Source organism: Sodalis sp. RH19, from assembly GCF_047324215.1.
In the GTDB taxonomy this organism is placed as follows: Bacteria; Pseudomonadota; Gammaproteobacteria; order Enterobacterales; family Enterobacteriaceae; genus Acerihabitans.
The window spans coordinates 1,150,090-1,169,581 of record NZ_CP178734.1 but is presented as its reverse complement, the minus strand read 5'-3'; the positions used below and the strand labels follow the sequence as shown (position 1 = coordinate 1,169,581).

20 protein-coding genes are annotated in these 19,492 nt (G+C 61.7%); 6 read left to right on the top strand and 14 right to left on the bottom strand.

The window, feature by feature from the left end; all coding sequences use genetic code 11:
* Positions 1–97 precede the first annotated feature (97 nt).
* The gene (pta, locus tag ACL2XF_RS05275) at positions 98–2,230 is read right to left on the bottom strand and encodes a phosphate acetyltransferase (protein WP_413728772.1); all 2,133 of its coding nucleotides are present in this window, start codon (positions 2,228–2,230) and stop codon (positions 98–100) included.
* A 249-nt stretch (positions 2,231–2,479) separates the two neighbouring features.
* On the opposite strand from pta, the gene ACL2XF_RS05270 reads away from it, so the two are divergent.
* The 3 genes from ACL2XF_RS05270 to ACL2XF_RS05260 are packed head-to-tail and all read left to right on the top strand — an operon-like array spanning position 2,480 to position 5,589.
* Entirely contained in the window at positions 2,480–2,788 is a 309-nt protein-coding gene (locus tag ACL2XF_RS05270) for a PTS sugar transporter subunit IIB (protein WP_413728168.1), read from the top strand.
* 8 nt (positions 2,789–2,796) lie between these two features.
* Positions 2,797–4,107, top strand: coding sequence for a PTS sugar transporter subunit IIC (locus tag ACL2XF_RS05265; protein ID WP_413728167.1), 1,311 nt, complete (start codon positions 2,797–2,799; stop codon positions 4,105–4,107).
* 42 nt (positions 4,108–4,149) lie between these two features.
* The gene (locus ACL2XF_RS05260) at positions 4,150–5,589 is read left to right on the top strand and encodes a glycoside hydrolase family 1 protein (protein ID WP_410014660.1); all 1,440 of its coding nucleotides are present in this window, start codon (positions 4,150–4,152) and stop codon (positions 5,587–5,589) included.
* A gap of 27 nt (positions 5,590–5,616) precedes the next feature.
* Here ACL2XF_RS05260 and ACL2XF_RS05255 read toward each other — a convergent pair whose 3' ends face one another.
* Complete coding sequence (locus tag ACL2XF_RS05255) at positions 5,617–6,636, bottom strand: LacI family DNA-binding transcriptional regulator (protein ID WP_413728166.1); 1,020 nt, start codon at positions 6,634–6,636, stop codon at positions 5,617–5,619.
* A 191-nt stretch (positions 6,637–6,827) separates the two neighbouring features.
* Entirely contained in the window at positions 6,828–7,370 is a 543-nt protein-coding gene (locus tag ACL2XF_RS05250; protein WP_410014658.1) for a glutathione peroxidase, read from the bottom strand.
* Here ACL2XF_RS05250 and ACL2XF_RS05245 point away from each other — a divergent pair.
* A complete protein-coding gene (locus ACL2XF_RS05245) occupies positions 7,369–7,527 on the top strand; it encodes a hypothetical protein (RefSeq protein WP_410014657.1) in 159 nt (52 codons plus the stop codon). The genes ACL2XF_RS05250 and ACL2XF_RS05245 overlap by 2 nt on opposite strands.
* Positions 7,528–7,551: 24 nt before the next feature.
* On the opposite strand, the gene ppk2 is transcribed toward ACL2XF_RS05245, so the two are convergent.
* Positions 7,552–8,364: a polyphosphate kinase 2 gene (gene ppk2, locus ACL2XF_RS05240; protein WP_413723053.1), complete on the bottom strand. Its 813-nt coding sequence runs from the start codon at positions 8,362–8,364 to the stop codon at positions 7,552–7,554.
* A gap of 158 nt (positions 8,365–8,522) precedes the next feature.
* On the opposite strand from ppk2, the gene ACL2XF_RS05235 reads away from it, so the two are divergent.
* Positions 8,523–9,083 (top strand): GNAT family N-acetyltransferase, encoded by a 561-nt coding sequence (locus tag ACL2XF_RS05235; protein WP_413723054.1) that lies wholly within the window; start codon positions 8,523–8,525, stop codon positions 9,081–9,083.
* 134 nt (positions 9,084–9,217) lie between these two features.
* On the top strand, positions 9,218–10,030 hold the full coding sequence (locus ACL2XF_RS05230; RefSeq protein WP_413728165.1) for a Cof-type HAD-IIB family hydrolase: 813 nt from the start codon (positions 9,218–9,220) through the stop codon (positions 10,028–10,030).
* On the opposite strand, the gene ACL2XF_RS05225 is transcribed toward ACL2XF_RS05230, so the two are convergent.
* The 10 genes from ACL2XF_RS05225 to ACL2XF_RS05180 form a co-directional block, all read right to left on the bottom strand.
* The gene (locus ACL2XF_RS05225; protein WP_413728164.1) at positions 9,983–11,104 is read right to left on the bottom strand and encodes a bifunctional transcriptional activator/DNA repair enzyme AdaA; all 1,122 of its coding nucleotides are present in this window, start codon (positions 11,102–11,104) and stop codon (positions 9,983–9,985) included. The two genes, ACL2XF_RS05230 and ACL2XF_RS05225, sit on opposite strands and share 48 nt — an antisense overlap.
* A gap of 83 nt (positions 11,105–11,187) precedes the next feature.
* Entirely contained in the window at positions 11,188–11,865 is a 678-nt protein-coding gene (locus tag ACL2XF_RS05220) for an RBBP9/YdeN family alpha/beta hydrolase (RefSeq protein ID WP_410014652.1), read from the bottom strand.
* A complete protein-coding gene (citG, locus tag ACL2XF_RS05215) occupies positions 11,862–12,716 on the bottom strand; it encodes a triphosphoribosyl-dephospho-CoA synthase CitG (protein ID WP_413728771.1) in 855 nt (284 codons plus the stop codon). The genes ACL2XF_RS05220 and citG overlap by 4 nt, the downstream gene beginning before the upstream one ends.
* Positions 12,717–12,777: 61 nt before the next feature.
* Positions 12,778–13,314, bottom strand: a complete 537-nt coding sequence (gene citX, locus ACL2XF_RS05210) for a citrate lyase holo-[acyl-carrier protein] synthase (RefSeq protein WP_413728163.1) — start codon at positions 13,312–13,314, stop codon at positions 12,778–12,780.
* A complete protein-coding gene (citF, locus tag ACL2XF_RS05205) occupies positions 13,315–14,841 on the bottom strand; it encodes a citrate lyase subunit alpha (protein ID WP_413728162.1) in 1,527 nt (508 codons plus the stop codon).
* 35 nt (positions 14,842–14,876) lie between these two features.
* On the bottom strand, positions 14,877–15,752 hold the full coding sequence (citE, locus tag ACL2XF_RS05200) for a citrate (pro-3S)-lyase subunit beta (RefSeq protein ID WP_410014649.1): 876 nt from the start codon (positions 15,750–15,752) through the stop codon (positions 14,877–14,879).
* The gene (gene citD / locus ACL2XF_RS05195) at positions 15,749–16,042 is read right to left on the bottom strand and encodes a citrate lyase acyl carrier protein (RefSeq protein WP_413723060.1); all 294 of its coding nucleotides are present in this window, start codon (positions 16,040–16,042) and stop codon (positions 15,749–15,751) included. Before citD ends, citE begins: the two co-directional genes overlap by 4 nt.
* A gap of 50 nt (positions 16,043–16,092) precedes the next feature.
* The gene (gene citC, locus ACL2XF_RS05190; protein ID WP_410014647.1) at positions 16,093–17,157 is read right to left on the bottom strand and encodes a [citrate (pro-3S)-lyase] ligase; all 1,065 of its coding nucleotides are present in this window, start codon (positions 17,155–17,157) and stop codon (positions 16,093–16,095) included.
* 48 nt (positions 17,158–17,205) lie between these two features.
* Positions 17,206–18,081 carry a fumarylacetoacetate hydrolase family protein gene (locus ACL2XF_RS05185; protein ID WP_410014646.1) on the bottom strand — a complete coding sequence of 292 codons (876 nt, stop codon included), beginning with the start codon at positions 18,079–18,081 and terminating at the stop codon, positions 17,206–17,208.
* A gap of 37 nt (positions 18,082–18,118) precedes the next feature.
* Complete coding sequence (locus ACL2XF_RS05180) at positions 18,119–19,489, bottom strand: 2-hydroxycarboxylate transporter family protein (protein ID WP_413728161.1); 1,371 nt, start codon at positions 19,487–19,489, stop codon at positions 18,119–18,121.
* Positions 19,490–19,492 lie beyond the last annotated feature (3 nt).

Below are 19,492 nucleotides of genomic sequence, written 5' to 3'. Positions count from 1 at the left end.
TTTGCCTCGTTCTAAACAGAGTTTACGTCTTATGAAAGAAATGAGCTCAGTCAGAGATAACGTAATGAGTATAGACATCTTTTCGCGTTTGCCCCGGCTAAATTTCAACGGGTGGCGATTGCTGCATGGACTGAATGGCTGTCAGGGCGATGGTATAGACGATATCGTCCACCAGCGCCCCGCGCGAAAGGTCGTTGACCGGCTTGCGCAGGCCTTGCAGCATGGGCCCGATGGAAACCAGCGCCGCTGAGCGCTGAACCGCTTTGTAGGTGGTATTGCCGGTATTCAGGTCCGGGAAAATAAACACCGTGGCCTGACCGGCCACCGGCGAATCGGGCGCTTTGGTTTTGGCCACATCGGCCATAATGGCGGCGTCGTATTGCAAAGGACCGTCGATCGCCAGATCGGGGCGTTTTTCGCGCGCCAGCCGGGTGGCTTCGCGCACTTTATCCACGTCGCTGCCGGTGCCTGACGTGCCGGTGGAGTAGGAGATCATGGCCACGCGCGGTTCGATGCCGAAGGCCGCGGCCGAGTCGGCCGACTGGATGGCGATGTCGGCCAATTGCCCGGCGTCGGGATCGGGATTGATGGCGCAATCGCCATACACCAGCACCTGTTCAGGCAACAGCATAAAGAACACCGATGACACCAGCGAACTGCCCGGCGCGGTTTTGATCAGCTGCAGCGCCGGGCGGATGGTATTGGCGGTGGTATGCACCGCGCCGGAGACCAGGCCGTCCACGTGCCCCTGTTCCAGCATCAGGGTACCCAGCACGACGTTATCCTCCAGCTGTTCCCGCGCAATCAGCTCCGTCATGCCCTTGCCCTGGCGCAGCGCCACCAGCCGCGCCAGGTAATGTCCCCGCGCGGCGGCCGGATCGATCAAATCGATTCCCGCGCCCAGCGTCACGCCCTGCGCCGCGGCGATACGGCGTATTTCATCGGGGTTGCCCAGCAGCACGCAGCGCGCGATACCACGCTCGGCGCAGATCGCCGCGGCCTTGATGGTGCGGGGTTCATCGCCTTCAGGCAAGACGATGCGTTTGGCGGCCCGCCGGGCCATTTCGGTCAGTTGATAACGGAAGGCCGGCGGCGACTGGCGGCGCGGGCGTTCAGAGACGGCGGTCAGGGAGGCTACCCACCCGGCATCGATATAGCCGGCAATATAGTCCTGCAGATTTTCAACGCGCTGATGATCTTCGGCCGGCACCTCCAGGTTGAAGTTTTGCAGGTTAAGCGAGGTTTGCCAGGTATTGGTGTCCACCATCAATACCGGCAGGCCGGTCTGGAACGCGCGCGCGCACAGCCGGCCTATCGACGGCGCGATATCATAGCCGCCGGTCAGCAGGATGGCGCCGATGTCCACGCCGTTCATGGCCGCCAGGCAGGCCGACACCAGCACTTCCGGGCGGTCCGCGCAGGTCACCAGCAGCGAGCCGGGACGAAACAGGTCGACCATGCCGGTGAGCCCGCGCGCGCAAAAGGTCACCGAACGCACCCGCCGGGTCTGGATATCGCCGGCGTTGACGATACGGGCGTTAAGGTGATGCGCCATATCGATGACGCGCGTGGCGATAAGCGCCATGCTCCAGGGGATAGCGCCCAGGATCGGCATGGGAAAATGACTGAACGGCGGCAACGCCGCATCGGCGGCGCCGTCCTGGCTGGCCTGGTCGAAGATTTCCGACAGGTCGGGACGGGTGCGGCCCTGTTCGTCCAGCGGCGCGTTGATTTTATTGATGATGACGCCCGCCACGCCGCTGTGTTTGCCGATGCCCGCGCACGCCAGCTCCAGCCGCTCCCGCAACTGCGCCGGTGTACCGGTTCCCAGCGCGGTGACCAGCACGATTTCCGCGCCCAGCGCCTTGGCGATGTCGTGGTTCAGCTGGTTGGCGAACTGGTGGCGCCGCGTCAGCATCAGCCCCTCGATCAGCACCACGTCCGCCTGTCCCAGGGCGCTGTGATAACGCGCGACGATGTCTTCCATCAGGACGTCGCGCGCATTGGATCCCAACAACATCTCGACATAGCCCATCTCCAGGGGCGGCGCGACGGCAATCGCGGAGTTGGCCCGGATGATGGCGGTGGTCTGGTCCGGCCGGCTGCTGCCGTCGCGCGGCTGGGCAACCGGCTTGAATACGCTCAGGCGTATGCCTTTGCGCTCAATGGCCCGGATCACGCCCAGGGTGACGCTGGTTAATCCGACGCTAAGGTCGGTTGGGATCAACATAATAGTACGTGGCACGGCGCAACCCCCGGCAATATTCTGGAACGCTATTTTCTCCTATTTTGTGTGAGTTATGCCGTGAGGCCGCCGACAGTTGTCGGCATAAGCCGTCTCATGTCACCGATTGCCCCGCCCCGCCGCGGACCGGCCATTGACCGTCATCACAAAACCGCAACCGGTTTCTGAAACCGGTTGCAGAAAAAAAGTCCATCAGGTATTACTCCCTACACCATGTCATAAGAGGGCCGCTGTATGCCAAAGATCCTATTGTGTTGCGCCGCCGGAATGTCCACCAGCATGGTGGTGAAAAAAATGCAGAAAGCCGCTGAAATAAAAGGACTGGACGTCGAAATAAAAGCGGTGGGGCTGGAAGAGTTTGCCGAGCAATTACCCCATTACGATTGCTGCCTGCTGGGGCCGCAGATCAAATATAAGCTCGGCGATTTCAAAATCATCGCCGATGAGCAGCATAAACCCATCGTGGTTATTAACAGTATGGATTACGGCATGATGAACGGCGAAAAGATATTAAACGACACGCTGGCGCTGCTTAACGCCTAGGAGAAACTATGTCCGGAATTAGCGCATCGGTATTTGGCGTCATTGAAAACACCATCAGTCCCATTGCGGGCAGATTATCCAGCCAGCGCCACGTAATGGCGATCAGGGATGGTTTTATTTCCGCCATGCCGTTCCTGATCGTCGGCTCCTTTATGCTGGTGTTCGCGCACCCGCCTTTTTCCGCCACCAGCGATTGGGCATTTGCGCAATGGTGGCTGCGCATGGCGGCGCAATATGAGTCGGTTATCCTCATGCCGTACAATATGACCATGGGCATTATGTCGCTGTTTATTGCCGCCGCCATCGCTTATAACCTGGCCAACAGTTATAAAATGAACGGGTTTATGGCCGCCATGTTATCGCTGATGGCGTTCATGGTGGTAGCCGCCCCGCAAACCGATAAAATGCTGCCGGTCTCCTCGCTGGGCGGCACCGGGATATTTACCGCCCTGCTGGTGGCGATTTTCGCCACCGAATTAATGCATTTTCTGCAAGTCAGGAATATTGGCTTCCATCTGCCGGAGCAGGTGCCGCCGAAAATACAGCAATCCTTTGATTTACTGATTCCGGTGCTGGCCATATTTTTTACCCTCTATCCCCTGAGCCTGTTTATCCAATCGCAGTTCGGCATGTTGCTGCCTCAAGCCATCATGGCGCTGTTCGGCCCGATTATTTCCGCCGCCGATACGCTGCCGGCGATTTTGATCGCGGTCTTGATCTGCCATTTATTATGGTTTGCCGGCATCCACGGCGCGGTCATCGTCGGCGGCATGCTGCAGGCCTTCTGGCTGACTAATCTTGGCATCAACCAGCAGGAACTGACCGCCGGCCAGCCGCTGACCCATATCTTTATCGAACCCTTCTGGCAGTTTTTTATCGTCATCGGCGGCTCCGGCTCCACCATGGGACTGGTGTTGCTTTATCTGCGCAGCCGTTCCGCCCACCTGCGGTCCATCGGCAAACTCAGCCTGGTGCCCTGCCTGTTCAATATCAACGAGCCGGTGATTTTCGGCTCGCCGGTGGTGATGAATCCGACGCTGTTTATTCCCTTTATCACCGCGCCGCTGATTAACGCCACGCTTGCGTATATCGCCACCCGCACCGAACTGGTTGGCCGGGTGATTTCCATGGCGCCCTGGACGACCCCGGCCCCCATCGGCGCGGCCTGGTCCACCGGCTGGGATCTCCGCGCGGCGCTGCTGGTGGTGGTGCTGCTGGTCGTGTCGACCCTGGTGTATTACCCCTTTTTCAAAATCTATGAACGCCAGCTGCTGGCGCAGGATCGCCCGCTGCCGCAGACCCGGCCGCAGGCGGCATAAGCCGCGCAAAGGTCATCACAATACTCACTGAGGAAGATGGATATGCATTATCAGACGTTGCCCCCTTTTCCAGCGGACTTTCTCTGGGGCGCCTCCACCTCGGCGTATCAGGTGGAGGGCGCCTGGAACGAGGACGGCAAAGGCCCGACGGTGATCGATCGGGCGCAATTCCCGCCGGCGCTGAGCGATTTCACCGTCGCAAGCGATCACTATCACCGCTTTGCCGGGGACATCGCCCTGTTCGCCGAACTGGGGCTGAAGACCTACCGCTTTTCCATTGCCTGGAGCCGGCTGTATCCCGAGGGCGACGGCGAGCTCAATCCGCTGGGTGTGGCCTTTTACCAGCGGCTGATTGATGACATTCGCCGCCACGGCATCGAACCGCTGGTGACGCTGTACCATTTCGATTTGCCCTGGGCGCTGCAGCTTCAGGGCGGCTGGTCGAACCCGCGCACCATCGCGGCCTTTGAACGCTTTGCCCGCACCGCCTTTGCCCTCTTCGGCGATCGTGTCCACTACTGGCTGACGATCAACGAACAGAACATGATGATCCTGAAAGGCGACGTCATCGGTACCCTGCCCCCCGGCACCCCCGATCCGCAAAAGACCCTCTACCAGCAAAACCACCATATGATGCTGGCGCAGGCCAGGGCGATGATCGCCTGCCATGAGCTGCTGCCGGCCGCCAAAATCGGCCCGGCGCCGAATATTTCCTGCGTCTATCCGGCCAGCCCGCGCCCGGAGGATGCGATCGCCGCCAATAATTATTCGTCCATCCGCAACTGGCTTTACCTGGATCTGGCCTGCCATGGCCGGTATAACGCGCTGGCCTGGCGTTTTATGGCGGAAAAAGGCTATCTGCCGCGCATCGCCGACGAGGACATGAACCTGCTTGCGCAGGGGCGTCCTGATTTTATCGCCTTTAATTATTATGCCTCCACCACGGTGGCGGCGGACGTGCCGCGGGAAAACGCCGCCCCGGACAACGCACGCGACATCGAGGATCAGCAATTGCCCGGCATGGATCGCGCGGTGTATATCGGCGCCGATAATCCGCATCTGGAACATAATCAGTTCGGCTGGTATATCGACCCGGTGGGATTGCGCGTGACCTGCCGGGAAATTTATGAGCGTTACCACCTGCCGCTGATCGTGACCGAAAACGGCCTGGGCGCATTTGATACGCTGGCGGCGGGCAACAAGGTGTATGACGATGACCGTATCCGGTATCTCAGCGACCATATACGCCAGTTGCGGTTAGCCCTTGCCGACGGTGTGGCGCTGTTCGGGTATTGCCCCTGGTCGGCGATTGACTTGGTCAGCACCCATCAGGGCATCGGCAAACGCTACGGCTTCGTGTATGTCAATCGCGACGAGCACGACCTGAAGGATTTGGCCCGCTTGCGGAAAAAGAGTTTTTTCTGGTACCAGCGGGTGATTAAAAGCAACGGACAGCGCCTGGAGACGGATATCGGGTATTAAGCCAGCACCCCTTCGCCGGGCGGTCATTTACCGCCCGGCGAAGGGACCGGGAATAACGGAGTCGCGCACCATCAGCCGGCCGCTAAAGGGCTTGAGCGGCGATACCCCCTTGCCGTCAAGTACGTTGACCACCTGCTCCAGCGCGCTTTCAATCATCTGCGCCACCGGCACATGCACGGTGGTCAGCGGCGGATTAAGATAAGACGCCACGGGAATATCGTCAAAACCGAGCAACGAGATCTCGCCGGGCACCGCCCGGCCGCGCTCACGCAGCGCCCTGGCAGCGCCGATGGCCATATCGTCGTTGGCGCACACCAGCGCGCTGAAGGCGGCCGCGCCGTCCAGCAGCGCCAGGCAGGCGTTAAACCCGCTGTTTAACGACCATTGACCGGCGGCGAGCAGCGATTCATTCACAGGTATGCCCGCGGCGTCCAGGGCCAGGCGGTATCCCGCCGCGCGCGCGGCGGCGGTGGGCGACCCGGCCGCGCCGGTGATAAAGGCGATGTCCCGGTGTCCCTGCGCGATGAGATACGCCACCGCCTCGCGGGCGTCGCGCTGATGATCGGCGAATACGCAATGCTCGCGGGCATGCGGCAAATCGCGGTTGATCACCAGGAACGGGATATCGTGCCGGGCGATCAGGCCCATCAACTCCGCTTCACCCAGGAAGCTCGGATAGATAATAATGGCGTCGCAGCGGCGATCCAGCAGGAACTGGATCGCTTCAAGCTCGCTGTCGACGCTGTGTTTCCCGTCCACCAGGATAAGCTGCCGGCCGTAGTTTTCGGTCATTTTGGCGGTCTGGTACAACAGTTCGCTGAAATAAGGACCGTTAAACAGGGTGTTGGTGACGATCAGGCCGATACTTTGCGAATTTTTGGTCGCCAGGCTCCTGGCCAGCAGGTTGGGACGGTAGCCGGATTCTTCAATAGCCTTGAATACCCGTTGGCGCGTTGTTTCCTTGACATAATTATCGCCCGACAGGACACGGGACACCGTGGATTTGGAGACGCCCGCCTTGATCGCAACATCCTGCATGGTAATCATTGCAAAACCCTATTCATCCCATGACTGGGGAGAAAATCGCCTGGCGCTGATTTTAGCATACCGGCCTTGCCGGGATAAGATATCCGCGCTGTTTACGGCGCTTTTGCCGCGGCGGTGGGATGAGAGGAATAGCGCCCCGGATTAAGCGCCGGCGCCGGCCCCGCCCGCGCCAGTCCGGGCCGCAGGGGGGGTTAGCCGAGCGCGGCGTCGATGGCGCGCAGCAGCCGCGGATCGTCAGCGGTGACATCGGGCGCAAACCGCGCGATAACCTTGCCCTGCCGGTTGATAAGGAACTTTTCAAAATTCCATAATACGTCCTGGCGATTGGTGGGGTCGACCCCATAGCCCTTCAGGCGCTCGCGAAACGGGCCGTCGCCGGTAGCCACCGGTTGCGCCGCGGTCAGCTGGGCGTATAAAGGATGCTGATCCTCGCCAAGCACCGATAATTTGGAAAACATCGGGAAGTGCACGTCATAGTTGACGGCGCAGAAGTCGCTGATTTCCGCGTCGCTGCCCGGTTCCTGGCCCTTGAAGTTATTGGCGGGAAAACCCAGCACTTCCAGCCCGCCGGCGCGCCGTTCCTGGTAAAGTTTTTCCAGCCCTTCATACTGCGGCGTCAGCCCACATTTGGACGCCACGTTGACCACCAGCAGCACCTTGCCGCGGTACGCCGCCAGGCTACCGGGAGTACCGTCAATGTGTTTAAGCGGTATGTCGTAAAGAGACTCGGTCATGTTTTATCCTTTTCAAATGATAGAGGGCCAGGTTTCATCGGCGGCACGCCCCGCCAGGGGAACGCCGGGCGCCGCCGGTCATGCCGCGCAAACGACCTATGACAATAGCGCGCCCGGGGCGCAGGCGCAAGGCAAGGCGCGCCGGCGGTCAACCTGACAGCGCCGGGTCCCGCGCCGGCCGTCAGGGCGCAAGCCGGCCGTTTTCAATGCAAACGGTATCGAAGGCATACAGCACCTCCGGGTCCGGCAGAGCCAGGTTCTTATCCTTGCCCTGGTATGGCAGGCGCCCCAGCAGGTCGCGCAGGATATTGACGCGCGCCGTATGTTTATCGTCGGTATGCACCACTATCCACGGCGTGGTCGGGGTATGGGTGCGGGTCAGCATGAGGTTGCGCGCCTCGCTGTACGGCTTCCACAGCTTGGTGGCCTGCTGGTCGATGGGGCTGATTTTCCACTGTTTCAGGGGATCGGTGAGACGGGATTCCAGCCGCTCCTTTTGTTCGCGCTTGCTGATATCCAGATAATATTTGATAAGCTTAATGCCCGAGCGCACCAGCAGCTGTTCAAAATCCGTCACGGTGTTCATAAATTCTTCGTACTGCTCGTCGGTGCAAAACTTCATCACGCGCTCGACGCCGGCGCGGTTGTACCAGCTGCGGTTGAACAGCACCATTTCCTGCGCCGCCGGCAGCTGCGCCACGTAGCGTTGGAAATACCATTCGGCCTGATCCCGTTCCGAGGGTTTGCCAAGGGCGACTACCCGGATTTCACGCGCGCTCAGGTGTTCGGAAATGGTTTTGATAATGCCGTCTTTGCCCGCCGCGTCGCGGCCCTCGAAGATCACCACGATTTTATCGTTGGCGCTGATGATTTCGCGCTGCAGCTTGACCAGCTCTACCTGCAGTAAATGCAGGACCTGATCGTACTCCTTGCCGGACGGGATCTGCGCGGAGGGTGATTCCTGGTCGTCGTTATGGTGCTTTTTTTTGCTCATTGTTACTCCCGATGGATGAGATTCCTGATTTCAGCCCTGAGTATGGCATTCAATTGGCCGTTGCGTGAGGATGGCGGGTTTTAATGTTTTTTATACAGAACTATCAAGCGCAAGCGTTATGATGGCGTTACTGCTGGAACAATAACCGGGGGATGCCATTGGAACTGTACACCGAGAGAATGCATTTGCGCCCCGTACGGGTAAGCGACGGCGACAGCCTGTACCGCATCTACGGCGACCCGGAAACCCAGACCTTTAATCCCGCCGGTCCCTATCCCGATCTTGCCTATGCCAAGCGGGTGCTGGCCGGCTGGCTGACCCATTGGCAGGCTTTCGGTTTCGGCACCTGGGCGATTAAGCTCAACCGCGGGCCGGAGGCGATTATCGGCTTTGGCGGCCTGAGCGTGCGCCCCTTGGGCGACCGGGTCATCAATAACCTGGGTTACCGGTTCGCGGCCGATGCCTGGGGAATGGGCCTTGCCACCGAATTTGCGCGGGCGGCGGTCGCCGCCGGCTTCGGCGCGCTCGGGCTCGCGGAGATCTCCGCCACCGTCCGGGAAAACCATCTGTCGTCGCAGCGGGTGCTGATTAAAGCGGGACTCGTACGGGCCGGCAGCATTGACGATGTGCCGGGCCACGTACCCAGCCTGCTGTTCACGCTGCGCGCTGGCGACTATGATCCCGGCAAAAACGCGGCAGACGACCCTCCCGGGCGATAGCGCGGCCAGTACGATGTTGTCCTTGACAGCCGCTGGAATTCCCGATAATTTGCCACTTTATAAAACACTTTTATAAAGTCGTCCTGCCCGCCGCCCCGGCACACAATAGCGCGGCGACAGACTCTGGAGCGCGGATGAGCATCAAAATGATTGCGGTGGATATGGACGGCACGTTCCTGGACGACGGCAAAAATTATGACCGGCAGCGATTCAGCCGGCAATACGACAGCCTGCGCCGGCGGGGCGTAAAGTTTGTGGTGGCCAGCGGTAATCAGTACTACCAGCTGATCTCCTTTTTCCCCGACATTGCCGGTGAAATCGCCTTTGTCGCCGAGAATGGCGCCTACGTCGTCAACGGCGGCCAGGAAGTGTTCTGCGGCGAGTTCAGCCGGGAACACTATGAAAGGATCTTGGCCGTGCTGGCGGAGATACCTTATCTGCACACCGTCGTCTGCGCCAGGGAAAGCGCCTATCTGCTTAACAGCGTCGCACCGCACCTCTACCGGCGGATCAACCGTTATTATCATCGCCTGGCGGGGGTAGATAATTTTTCCGCCGTCACCGGCACGATATTTAAATTTGCGCTCTCGCTGCCCGATGAAAAATTACCCGGGTTTATCCGTTTTATCGCCGCTGAACTGGAGGGCATCGTCACCCCGGTATCCAGCGGCCATGGGTCGGTCGATCTGATTATTCCCGGCCTGCATAAGGCCAACGGGCTGCGGATACTTCAGCGGCTATGGCATATCTTGGATGATGAGGTGGCGGCCTTCGGCGACGGCGGCAACGACCTCGAAATGCTGCAACAGGCGGGCTACGGCTACGCCATGGCCAACGCGCCGGACACGATCAAAGCGGCGGCCCGTTACCTCGCCGCCTCGAATAATGAGGCCGGCGTATTAGGCATTATCGACGACATTTTGCTGCCCGCCCCGCCCTTCGCCTGAGAACCGCCGTTTTTCGTGTTCGATCAGCCACTGCTTGCGCCATAAGCCGCCGCCGTAGCCGGTCAGGGTGCCGTCGGCGCCGATGACCCGGTGGCAGGGTATCAAAATGGCAATCTGGTTGGCGCCGTTGGCCCGGGCCACCGCCCTGGTCGCGGTGGGACGCGCGATGGCGGCGGCCACCGCCGAATAGCTTCTTACCTGGCCCGCGGGGATGGCGCGCAAGGCATCCCAGACCCGGCGGGTAAATAGCGATCCATGCTCGGCCAGCGGCGTGGCGAAGCGGCAGGATGCGCCGGCGAAATAGTCGTTCAGCTCGCGCTCCAACTGGTCGGTGACCGGCGTGCTATCCATCACGATCTCCGAGGCGGTGAGGTTCCTGAGCCGGGTGAGTTCCGCGGGCAACGCCGGGCGATCGGCAAACTCCAGCAGGTGCAGCGCCTGCTGGTCCGCCACCGCCAGCATGGAGCCGAGCGGGGTGTCCAGCCAGCGGCTTTTCAGAAACCGGTGCCGCCGGGCCTGGCTGGGATTCATGCCCAGGTGCCGGGTAATGGCGGCGCGAAAACCGCTGCCCGATTCAAAGCTGGCCTCCAGCTGGGCCTCGATGACGTCCGCCCCCATCGTCAGTTGGTGAATGCCCTTGCCCAGCCGGCGCAGCCGCGCCATCTCAAGAAAGGTGACGCCAAACTGGCGTTTAAACGCCCGCCTTACGGTGGAGGGATCCAAACCCGCCGCGGTCAGGTCGTCTTCCGACCATTTTTTTTCCGGGTCGCTTTCCAGGCGGGCCAGCAGCATGCCCAGGGTTTTATCCCGCGCGCCGAACAACGACAGGGGCTGGCACCGTTTGCACGGTCTGAAACCCGCCTCCATGGCCTCGACCACGGTGGCGTAAAAAACGGCATGTTCTTTTTTGGGCTTGCGCGCCGGGCAGGTCAGGCGGCAAAACACGCCGGTGCTTTTGACCCCCACGAACGCAAAACCATCATAGACCGGGTCGCGCGCCAGCAGCGCGGCGTATAGCGTATCCACATCAGGCAGTTCAAAAAACATCGCGATCGGCACCCTGTAACCCAACATAAGCGCCATCTTAAAGGAATGTATTTTTGCCGACGACATTTTTCGGGCGTTGATTTTTTTGCCCGATCCGCGCGGCGACGCCCCTAGTATCGCGCCGCCAGCCGGCGGGCGAACCGGGCCACGCACTCCAGGCCGTGCGGCCAGGCGCCAAAACCGGACTGGGCGTTGATATGGCCGGCCTCCCCCACATCCACCAGTTCGCTGCCCCAGGCGTCGGCCCAGTATTGCGCGCGCGGGAACGCCAGCAGTGGATCGTTATGGCTGGCGAACATCAGGCTGGGCACCGGCAGCAGTACCGGCAGGATGCGATCCTCGATTTCAAAGCGCACCGGCTCGGCGGGCGCCACCAGGACGACCCCGGCTATTTGGCCGGCGCAGCGGCTGGCATAATACCAGGACGACAACGCGCCAAAGCTATGGCCTATCAGCAATGCCGGCGGCGCCGGTGCGTCCAGCGCGCGCCTGATGGCCGTTTGCCAGCCGTCGAGATCCGGCTGCAGCCAGTCGCGCTGGGCAATACGCCGCCAGGCGGGAAACGCCCGCTGCCAGCAGGTTTGCCAATGCTCGGGGCCGCTGTCGTTGATGCCTGGCACCAGTATCACGCGCAGCGGCGCATAAACGTCGGCGGCGGGCGATTGGCCGTCGGCGGCCCGCGGCGGATAAACGCCCGGCCCAGAGCGCGCCGTATCGCCGGGCGCGGCGCGTTCTGGCCCAGGCTGCCCGTTCACGGCCCGTTGCTGCGCCGGCCGGCGAAGGTTCATGCCGGGAACCGCGCCAGCACGGACATGACCGCCAGCAGATCGGCGCTGCCCCCGGGGCTGAGATTGCGCCGCGTCAGCGCGCGATCCATGACCTCCAGATCCTGCTCGCGCCAGCCGTCCGCCAGCAGCCGCCGGGCATAGCCGCGCACAAACCGCAGCCCGCCGAGGCCGCCGCGCGCCACCAGATTGGTATCGGGATTATGGGCCATCAGCACCAGCAGGCAGTGCAGCAGCGCGCTTTCTCTTTCCGTCCCCACCGCCAGCAGCCGATCCCAGGCCGGCAGGGCATGATCGCGCACGGTGGCGAATCCGCGGGCGGCCTCGCCCCGCGCGCCGGTCAGGCCATGGCGCAGGTAAATATGCTCGCCCACGGTAGCCGCCCGGCGGCAACCGGCCAGTTCCGTCGCCACCAGCCGGGCGCAGATCGCCGCCACGTCGGCGCATAACCCGCTGCGGGTCAACGCCTGCCCCATCCCGCTCAGGCGCCCGGCGGCGACGCACAGCAAGCCCAGGGAAAAAATTCCCCCTTTATGGGTATTGACGCCGCCGGTAGCGGCAAACATGGCGTGCTCGCAGGCCAGGCCGGTGGGGCGGATTTCAGCCAGTACCCGCTCCGCCGGCATACCGGCGCACCGCCCGCCCAACGCGATAAACCGGCCGAACCAGGGCGCGATGGCCGTTATGCTTTGCATAAACAGCGGCAAATCCATATCGCGGTGCGCGCCGTTGTTGCGGCCGTCCACCAGCCCGGGTTTTGGCGTCAGCATCACTTCCTCGCGCAGCGCGGCGGCGGCCAGCAGATCAAGCGCTGGCGGCGGCGCGGCCTGACGGCCGGCGTCATCCCATATCATTGGCGACGCGGATGGCGCAGCCCATACCGGGTAGCCGGCGCCGGCCGTCCGAACGCCGTTATCAGCGGGCAAAATAAGCATCCAGCAGCCCCTCTATTTTAGCAATAACCTCTTCCTGCGGATGGCGGCGCGACCGCGCGCAGGCATGGGCGGGCTGGTCGCACAGCAAACACGGCCGTCCCGCCTGATCAAGGGAGCGGCGGCCGATAACGCCGCCGGCCGGGGAAAGCACATCAATATCCCACAGCCGCCCCAGGGGATGCTCCTGCTCTAGCGCCACCGTGGCGGCCTTGATTTCCACGGCGGCATGATCCACCGCCCAAAATGCCTCCGGACCGGTGTCCGGCCACCACACCGCGCGCGCCAGCACCGGCCAGCCGCGCTGCGCCAGCAGCGCGTCGCAGGCCGCCAGCGCGGCGCGCATCGAGCGCCGGTAGCGGGCCGAATCCTTCACCGGGCCAGGCGACACCAGGGTCAATGAAATAAGCGGGCGCCGGTGGCGCGTGAGCCATTCCGTTTGCCGCGCGGCGCGCAGATCCCGGGCCGTCAGCAATTCCTCCAGCGAAACGGCGAACTGCAGTGAATCGGCGATCGTCATTTAGCTGTCCTCTTGAACCTGGCGCACCACGTCAATGACGCTGCCGTCACGATAGCGGATAACGCCGACAATGCGCCGGGTAAACGCGATGGCCTTCGGCTCGCCGGTCAACCCCACCGCCCGTTGATAAAGCTGTTCGATATCCAAGACCTCCAGACCGGCGTCCACCAGACGCTGGCGCACTTCCGGCCGCGCCGGATTGACGGCAATCCCCTGATCGGTCACCAGAACGTCGATGCTCTCGCCGGGCGTCACCAGGGTGGTGACCCGGCGCACTACGGTTGGGATCCGGCTGCGCGTCAGCGGCGCCACCACGATGGTCAGGTTGGCGGCGGCGGCCACGTCGCAGTGCCCGCCGGACGCGCCGCGCATCACCCCGTCGGAGCCGGTTATCACATTGACGTTAAACGCCAGGTCGATTTCCAGGGCGCTTAAAATCACGATATCCAGCTGGTCGCAGCAGGCGGCCTTGGCGCCGGGATTGGCATAGACGTTGGTGGAGATCTCGATATGATTGGCGTTGTGCTCAAGGGAGGCCGCCGCCTGGCCGTCGAAGGATTGCGTATCCAGCAGCCTGGCGATCAGGCCCTGCTCAAACAGATCGACGATGCTGCCGGTAATGCCGCCCAGCGCAAAGCGCGCCGCGATACCCAGGCGTTCCATTTTCTGCGCCAGGAAGCGGGTGCAGGCGGTGGAGGATGCGCCGGAGCCGGTCTGGAGGGAAAAACCCTCGACAAAATAGCCGGAGTGTTCGATGACATCGGCGGCGGTGCGGGCAATCATCAGCTCGCGCGGATTACTGGTCACGCGTGCCGCCCCCACGCTTATCTTGGCCGGGTCGCCCACCTGATCCACCGTCACGATATAATCCACCTGATCCTGCCCCAGGCTGGCCGGCATATTGGGAAACGGCACCAGCGCCTCGGTAAGCAGCACCACTTTGCGGGCAAACTGCGCGTCCACCATGGCGTATCCCAGCGAACCGCAGCGGGATTTGCCTTGGGTGCCGTTGGCATTGCCGAACTCGTCGCTGCAGGGCACGCCCAGAAAGGCCACATCTATCTTCAGCTCACCGTCCTGCAGCAGTTTCACCCGGCCGCCGTGGGAATGGATTTGCACCGGTTCTTCCATCAGGCCGTGGGAAATGGCGTCCGCCAGCTTGCCGCGCATGCCGGAGGTATAAATTTTGCTGATGACGCCGGCGCGGATCGGCTCGATCAGCGCATCGTTGCAGGTCATCAGCGAGCTGGAGGCCAGCGTCAGGTTTTTAAATCCCAGCCGGGCCAGCGTCTCGACCACCCGGTTGATCACCATATCGCCCTCACGGAAGGCATGGTGAAAAGAGATGGTCATGCCGTCCCGCAGGCCGCTGCGCTCGATGGCCTGCTCCAGGCTGGCGCACAGTTTACGCTGGTGTTTGGCCTGGCCGTCGGCCAGCCACGGCGTAAGGCTGTTGGCATGGCTGAACGGCGCCAGCGGCGGCAAATGGCGGTACTGCGCCTGTAAATCGTCTGTTACGTCACTCATTAGGTATTCCTGTCATTCTGTTAACGTGAAAACACTTACCGCCGCACACCGGAAGCCCGGGCGCGCTCCAATACCACCTGGGCATGGTTGATAATGGGGCCGTCAATCATCTTGCCGTTAAGTGAAATCACCCCCAGCCCGTTGCGTTCGCCTTCTTCGGCCGCCTGGATGACGCGCTCGGCGTAATCCACCGCTTCCTGGGTGGGCGCGTAGGCGTTGTGCAGCAGTTCAATCTGGCGCGGGTTAATCAGCGATTTGCCGTTAAAACCCATTTTGCGCACCAGATCGACCTCGCGCAGGAAACCGGCATCGTCGTTGATATCGGCATAGACCACGTCAAAGGCGTCGATCCCGGCGGCGCGGGCGGCGTGCAGCACCGCGCAGCGGGCATAGAACAGTTCCGTGCCGTCGCCGCGCTCCGTTTGCATATCCATGACATAATCGAACGCCGCCAGCGCGATGCCGATAAGCCGGGGCGAGCAGCGGGCTATCGCCACCGCATTAATAACGCCGATGGCGGATTCGATAGCCGCCATAATGCGGGTGGATCCAACCTCGCGCCCGCATTCGCGCTCGATGCGCTCGATATGGGTTTCCAGCTCGTGGATATCCTCCGGACTGTCGGTTTTAGGCAGTCGCACCACGTCGGCGCCGGCGCGAACCACCGCCGCCAGATCCTTCAGGCCGAAGGGCGTATTCAGCGGATTGATGCGCACCACGGTTTCGATATCGCGGTACATCGGGTGCTGCAGCGCATGGAATACCAAAATGCGCGCACTGTCCTTCTCGCGCAGGGACACCGCGTCCTCCAGATCGAACATGATGGAGTCAGGACGGTAGATAAAGGCGGTGGACAACATGGCGGCGTTGGCGCCGGGGATAAACAGCATACTGCGGCGAAGCTTTTTCATGACAGGTGTTCCCATTGGATGCGATCGGCCCCGGCGGCCCGGAGCACCGCCGTCTGCACGCGGGCGCGGATCACGCAGTCCAGCGCCCCTTTATCGTCGATAATGATCAGTCCTTCTTTGACATCCATGGCCGCCAGCGTCGCGTCGATCACCCGGCGGATCTGCGCGCCGAACTGCTTTATCACCTCGCTGTTGATCACCACGCTTAATTCGCCGCTGTTAGGCGCGACCTTGACCAGCAAATCGCTGGACTCAAAGGTGCCCGCCAGGGCCTCTTGTATGATTTTCATAATGCGTTCCTGATTAAAAAACACGGCTAAATAAAAGGTCCCGGGCCACATTACGCGCCCGTTGCGCAGATCCCGGCCAGCGGCCTCGTCTCGCGCCGGCAAAGATAAGCAAAGGTGCTCGGCGGGACGAGGTCGCGGATGCGCGCCATTTGCCGTTGCGAAAGCAGCGCCCGCACCTCGGAAGCTGATATCGCCCGGCCCGGCGCATGGCATGCGCGCGCGATCTCCACTACCCGCAACGGCGGCTGCGCCGCGCGATCCGGGTCTTCGAGCCACTCGTGCATATCGTGGTTATATTGATGGGTCACCGGGCAATAGGGCTCGGTGCCGACATAACGGTGGGTAATGCCCAGCGGCGGCGCGATATAATGACGGAAAATCAGTAAATCCATGGCGCTGTAGGTTTTGCCCACCAGCCCGGCGTCACGCAGGAAGTAGCCGGGAAAGGTGGCGCGCGAGATCAGGTAGTCGGACCCGTCATGCACCGTCACGTTGGCCAGATGCGCCACGCCCTGGCGCACCATGTCCAGGCGCGCGGCATACGGAAACAGCGACACGTCTTCGCGCACCACAAAGATATGCACCCAGGCGCAGGCGGCGGCAGCCTGTTCCGCCAGATAGCGGTGGCCGAGGGTGAAGGGGTTGGCGTTCATCACCACCGCGCCGATGGGCGCGCCCGGCCGGTAATATTGCGCAAGCGAACGGCTGTAGCGCCGCACGCCCACCGGCGTATTTTCCATCAGCACCGCCACCTGGCCCGTCTGCGCCAGGGGGTAAAAACCGCAGCCGCGAAATACGCCGATGTTCGCCGGCCGGGTATACAGGAACAGATGGAAATGGCCCTGGCGTATGGCCAGTTGCTCCACCTCGCCCACCAGCCGTGCGCTCAGGTTATCGCCCCGGTAATCCGCCGCCACCGCGACGCATTTGATCACATTTCCCGCAATGCCGGCGCATCCCACCAGCCGCCCGCCGCTGCGGGCCACCACGAATCTGGCGATATCCGCGTCCATGCCCAGAAGACTTGCCTCCAGCAACGCGCGCACGTCCGCCAGGTTATCGCGCGGGTGGTTAACGGTCAGCACGGAAAAGTCCAGGGGGTCCCGATCGTACATACAGTTTTTCCTATCATGGAGTAAAAAGCCGGCGGCGCAGGCGCGGCGCTACGCGGCGATATGGGACGCCGCGGCGGCCGTGGGCCGCTGCGCGTCGATGACCATATTGCGCAAATGGCCGATATTTTCTATTTCGACCTCGATGCAGTCGCCGGCCTTCATAAACAGCGGCGGCGTGCGTTTTTTACCGACGCCGCCCGGCGACCCGGTAATAATCACATCGCCGGCATTCAGCCGGGTAAAGGTGCTGATATATTCAATCAGCTCGGCGATGCTATGGATCATGCTGCGGGTATTGTCGTCCTGCACCATCAGGCCGTTAAGCCAGGTCCGGATGCTGAGCGCATGGGGATCGGGGATTTCGTCGGCGGTGGTCAGGTAGGGTCCGAACGCGCCGGTCCGCCGCCAGTTCTTGCCGGCGGTGAACCAGGTGTGCTGCCAGTCGCGGGCGGAGCCGTCCATATAACAGCTGTAGCCAGCGACATGGGATAAGGCGCGATCGGCGGGGATATCCTCGCCGCCCCGGCCGATAATCACCGCCAGTTCCCCCTCGTAATCAAACTCCGCCGAATGGCTGGGTTTTTCGACCGGCGTGCCGTGCCCGGTCTGTGAATCGGCAAAACGCACGAAGAGGGTGGGCGCCGGATTCATTTCATTGAACTCCCGGCGTTTGGCGGCATAGTTCATGCCGACGCATAAAATTTTGTCCGGATGTTCGATTACCGGCAGGAACGTCAGCCCGGCGAGGGCAATATCCGCCGGCGCGCCGGCCAGTTCGCGGGCCAGGGGCAGCGCGTTGCCCGCCAGCAGGGCCTTCAAATCCGGATAACGCTGGCCGAAACGACGGCCCAGGTCCACGATGCCGCCGGGCGTGACGATGCCGTAGCTTTTGGTGCCCTGATGAAGATAACTTGCGAGTTTCATAAACATTCCTGTGTTAACTACCGGCGCCGGCGCCGGTTCAGAGAATAAAATTGCCCAAGACCAGCAACGCGACCGAGACATTGATGGCACCGCCGATGCGGGTGGCAATCTGGGCGAACGGCATCAGCGCCATGCGGTTGCCGGCGGTGAGGATGGCCACGTCGCCGGTGCCGCCCTGCCCGCTCTGGCAACAGGAGACGATGGCCACGTCGATGGGGTGCATGCCGATTTTTTTGCCCACCAGGAAACCGGTGCCGACCAGGGTGCCGACGGTGCTGACTATCACCAGCAGGTTGGTCAGGGTGAAGGCGTTGACCAGCTCTTGCCAGGGGGTGATGGCCACGCCCACGGCAAACAGGATCGGATAGGTCACCGATGTCTGGAAGAATTTATATACCACCTGCGAGCCTTCCAGCATGCGCGGCGATACGCCGTGGGCCAGTTTGATCAGCACCGCGATAAACAGCATGCCCACCGGCGCCGGCAGGCCGATAAGCTTATAGCCCAGCATGCCCACCATATAGAGCAGCACGGCCAGCAGCGCGCCGGCGGCAATGGTGGTCACGTCGGTTTTACCGGCGGCGGCCTGGGCCGGTTCCGCGTCGGCGGCGTCTTGCGCGCCGGGCCTGGTGGGCATCAGGTTGCCTTCGCCGGTGAGGTGGGGATAACGCTTGCCCACGCGGTTAAGGCAGCCGGCAATCACAATGGCGGTCAGGCCGCCGAGCATCACAATCGGCAGGATGCGGCCAAGCGCCACTCCCTGCTCCATGTGCAACAGCGAGGCGTAGCCGATGGAGAGCGGAATGGCGCCCTCGCCGACGCCGCCGGCCATGATGGGCAGGATCAGGAAAAAGAAAATCTGGAACGGCGGCAGGCCGAGCATCAGCCCGACGCCCATGCCCACCAGCATGCCTGCCACTTCGCCGCACAGCATCGGGAAAAAAATGCGCAGGAATCCCTGGATCAGCGTGCGCCGGTTCATGCTCATGATGCTGCCGACAATAATGCAGCAAATATAGAGATAAAGAATATTGGTGGTTTTAAAAAACGCGGTGGTGGAAGCGACCACGACATCGGGTAATAACCCGTAATGCACCAGCGCCGAAGGAATAAAGGTGGCACAGATGGCGGCGGCCCCCATTTTACCGATAATCGGCAGTCGTTTGCCGAATTCACCGCAGGCGAAGCCAAAAAATGCCAGCGTGGCCACCATTACCACGATATCGCTGGGTAATTTCCCGCTCAGGCAATCAATGCCGATCAGCGCCCCGGCCAATAAAAATAGCGGCAGGGGAATAATACCTACTTTCCAGGTATCCAGGATATGCCACCATTTTTCCTTTGCGGAAATTTTTTTTGCGTGTGTTGTATCCGCGACAACAATATATGAATCATCTGTCGTGCTCATTAT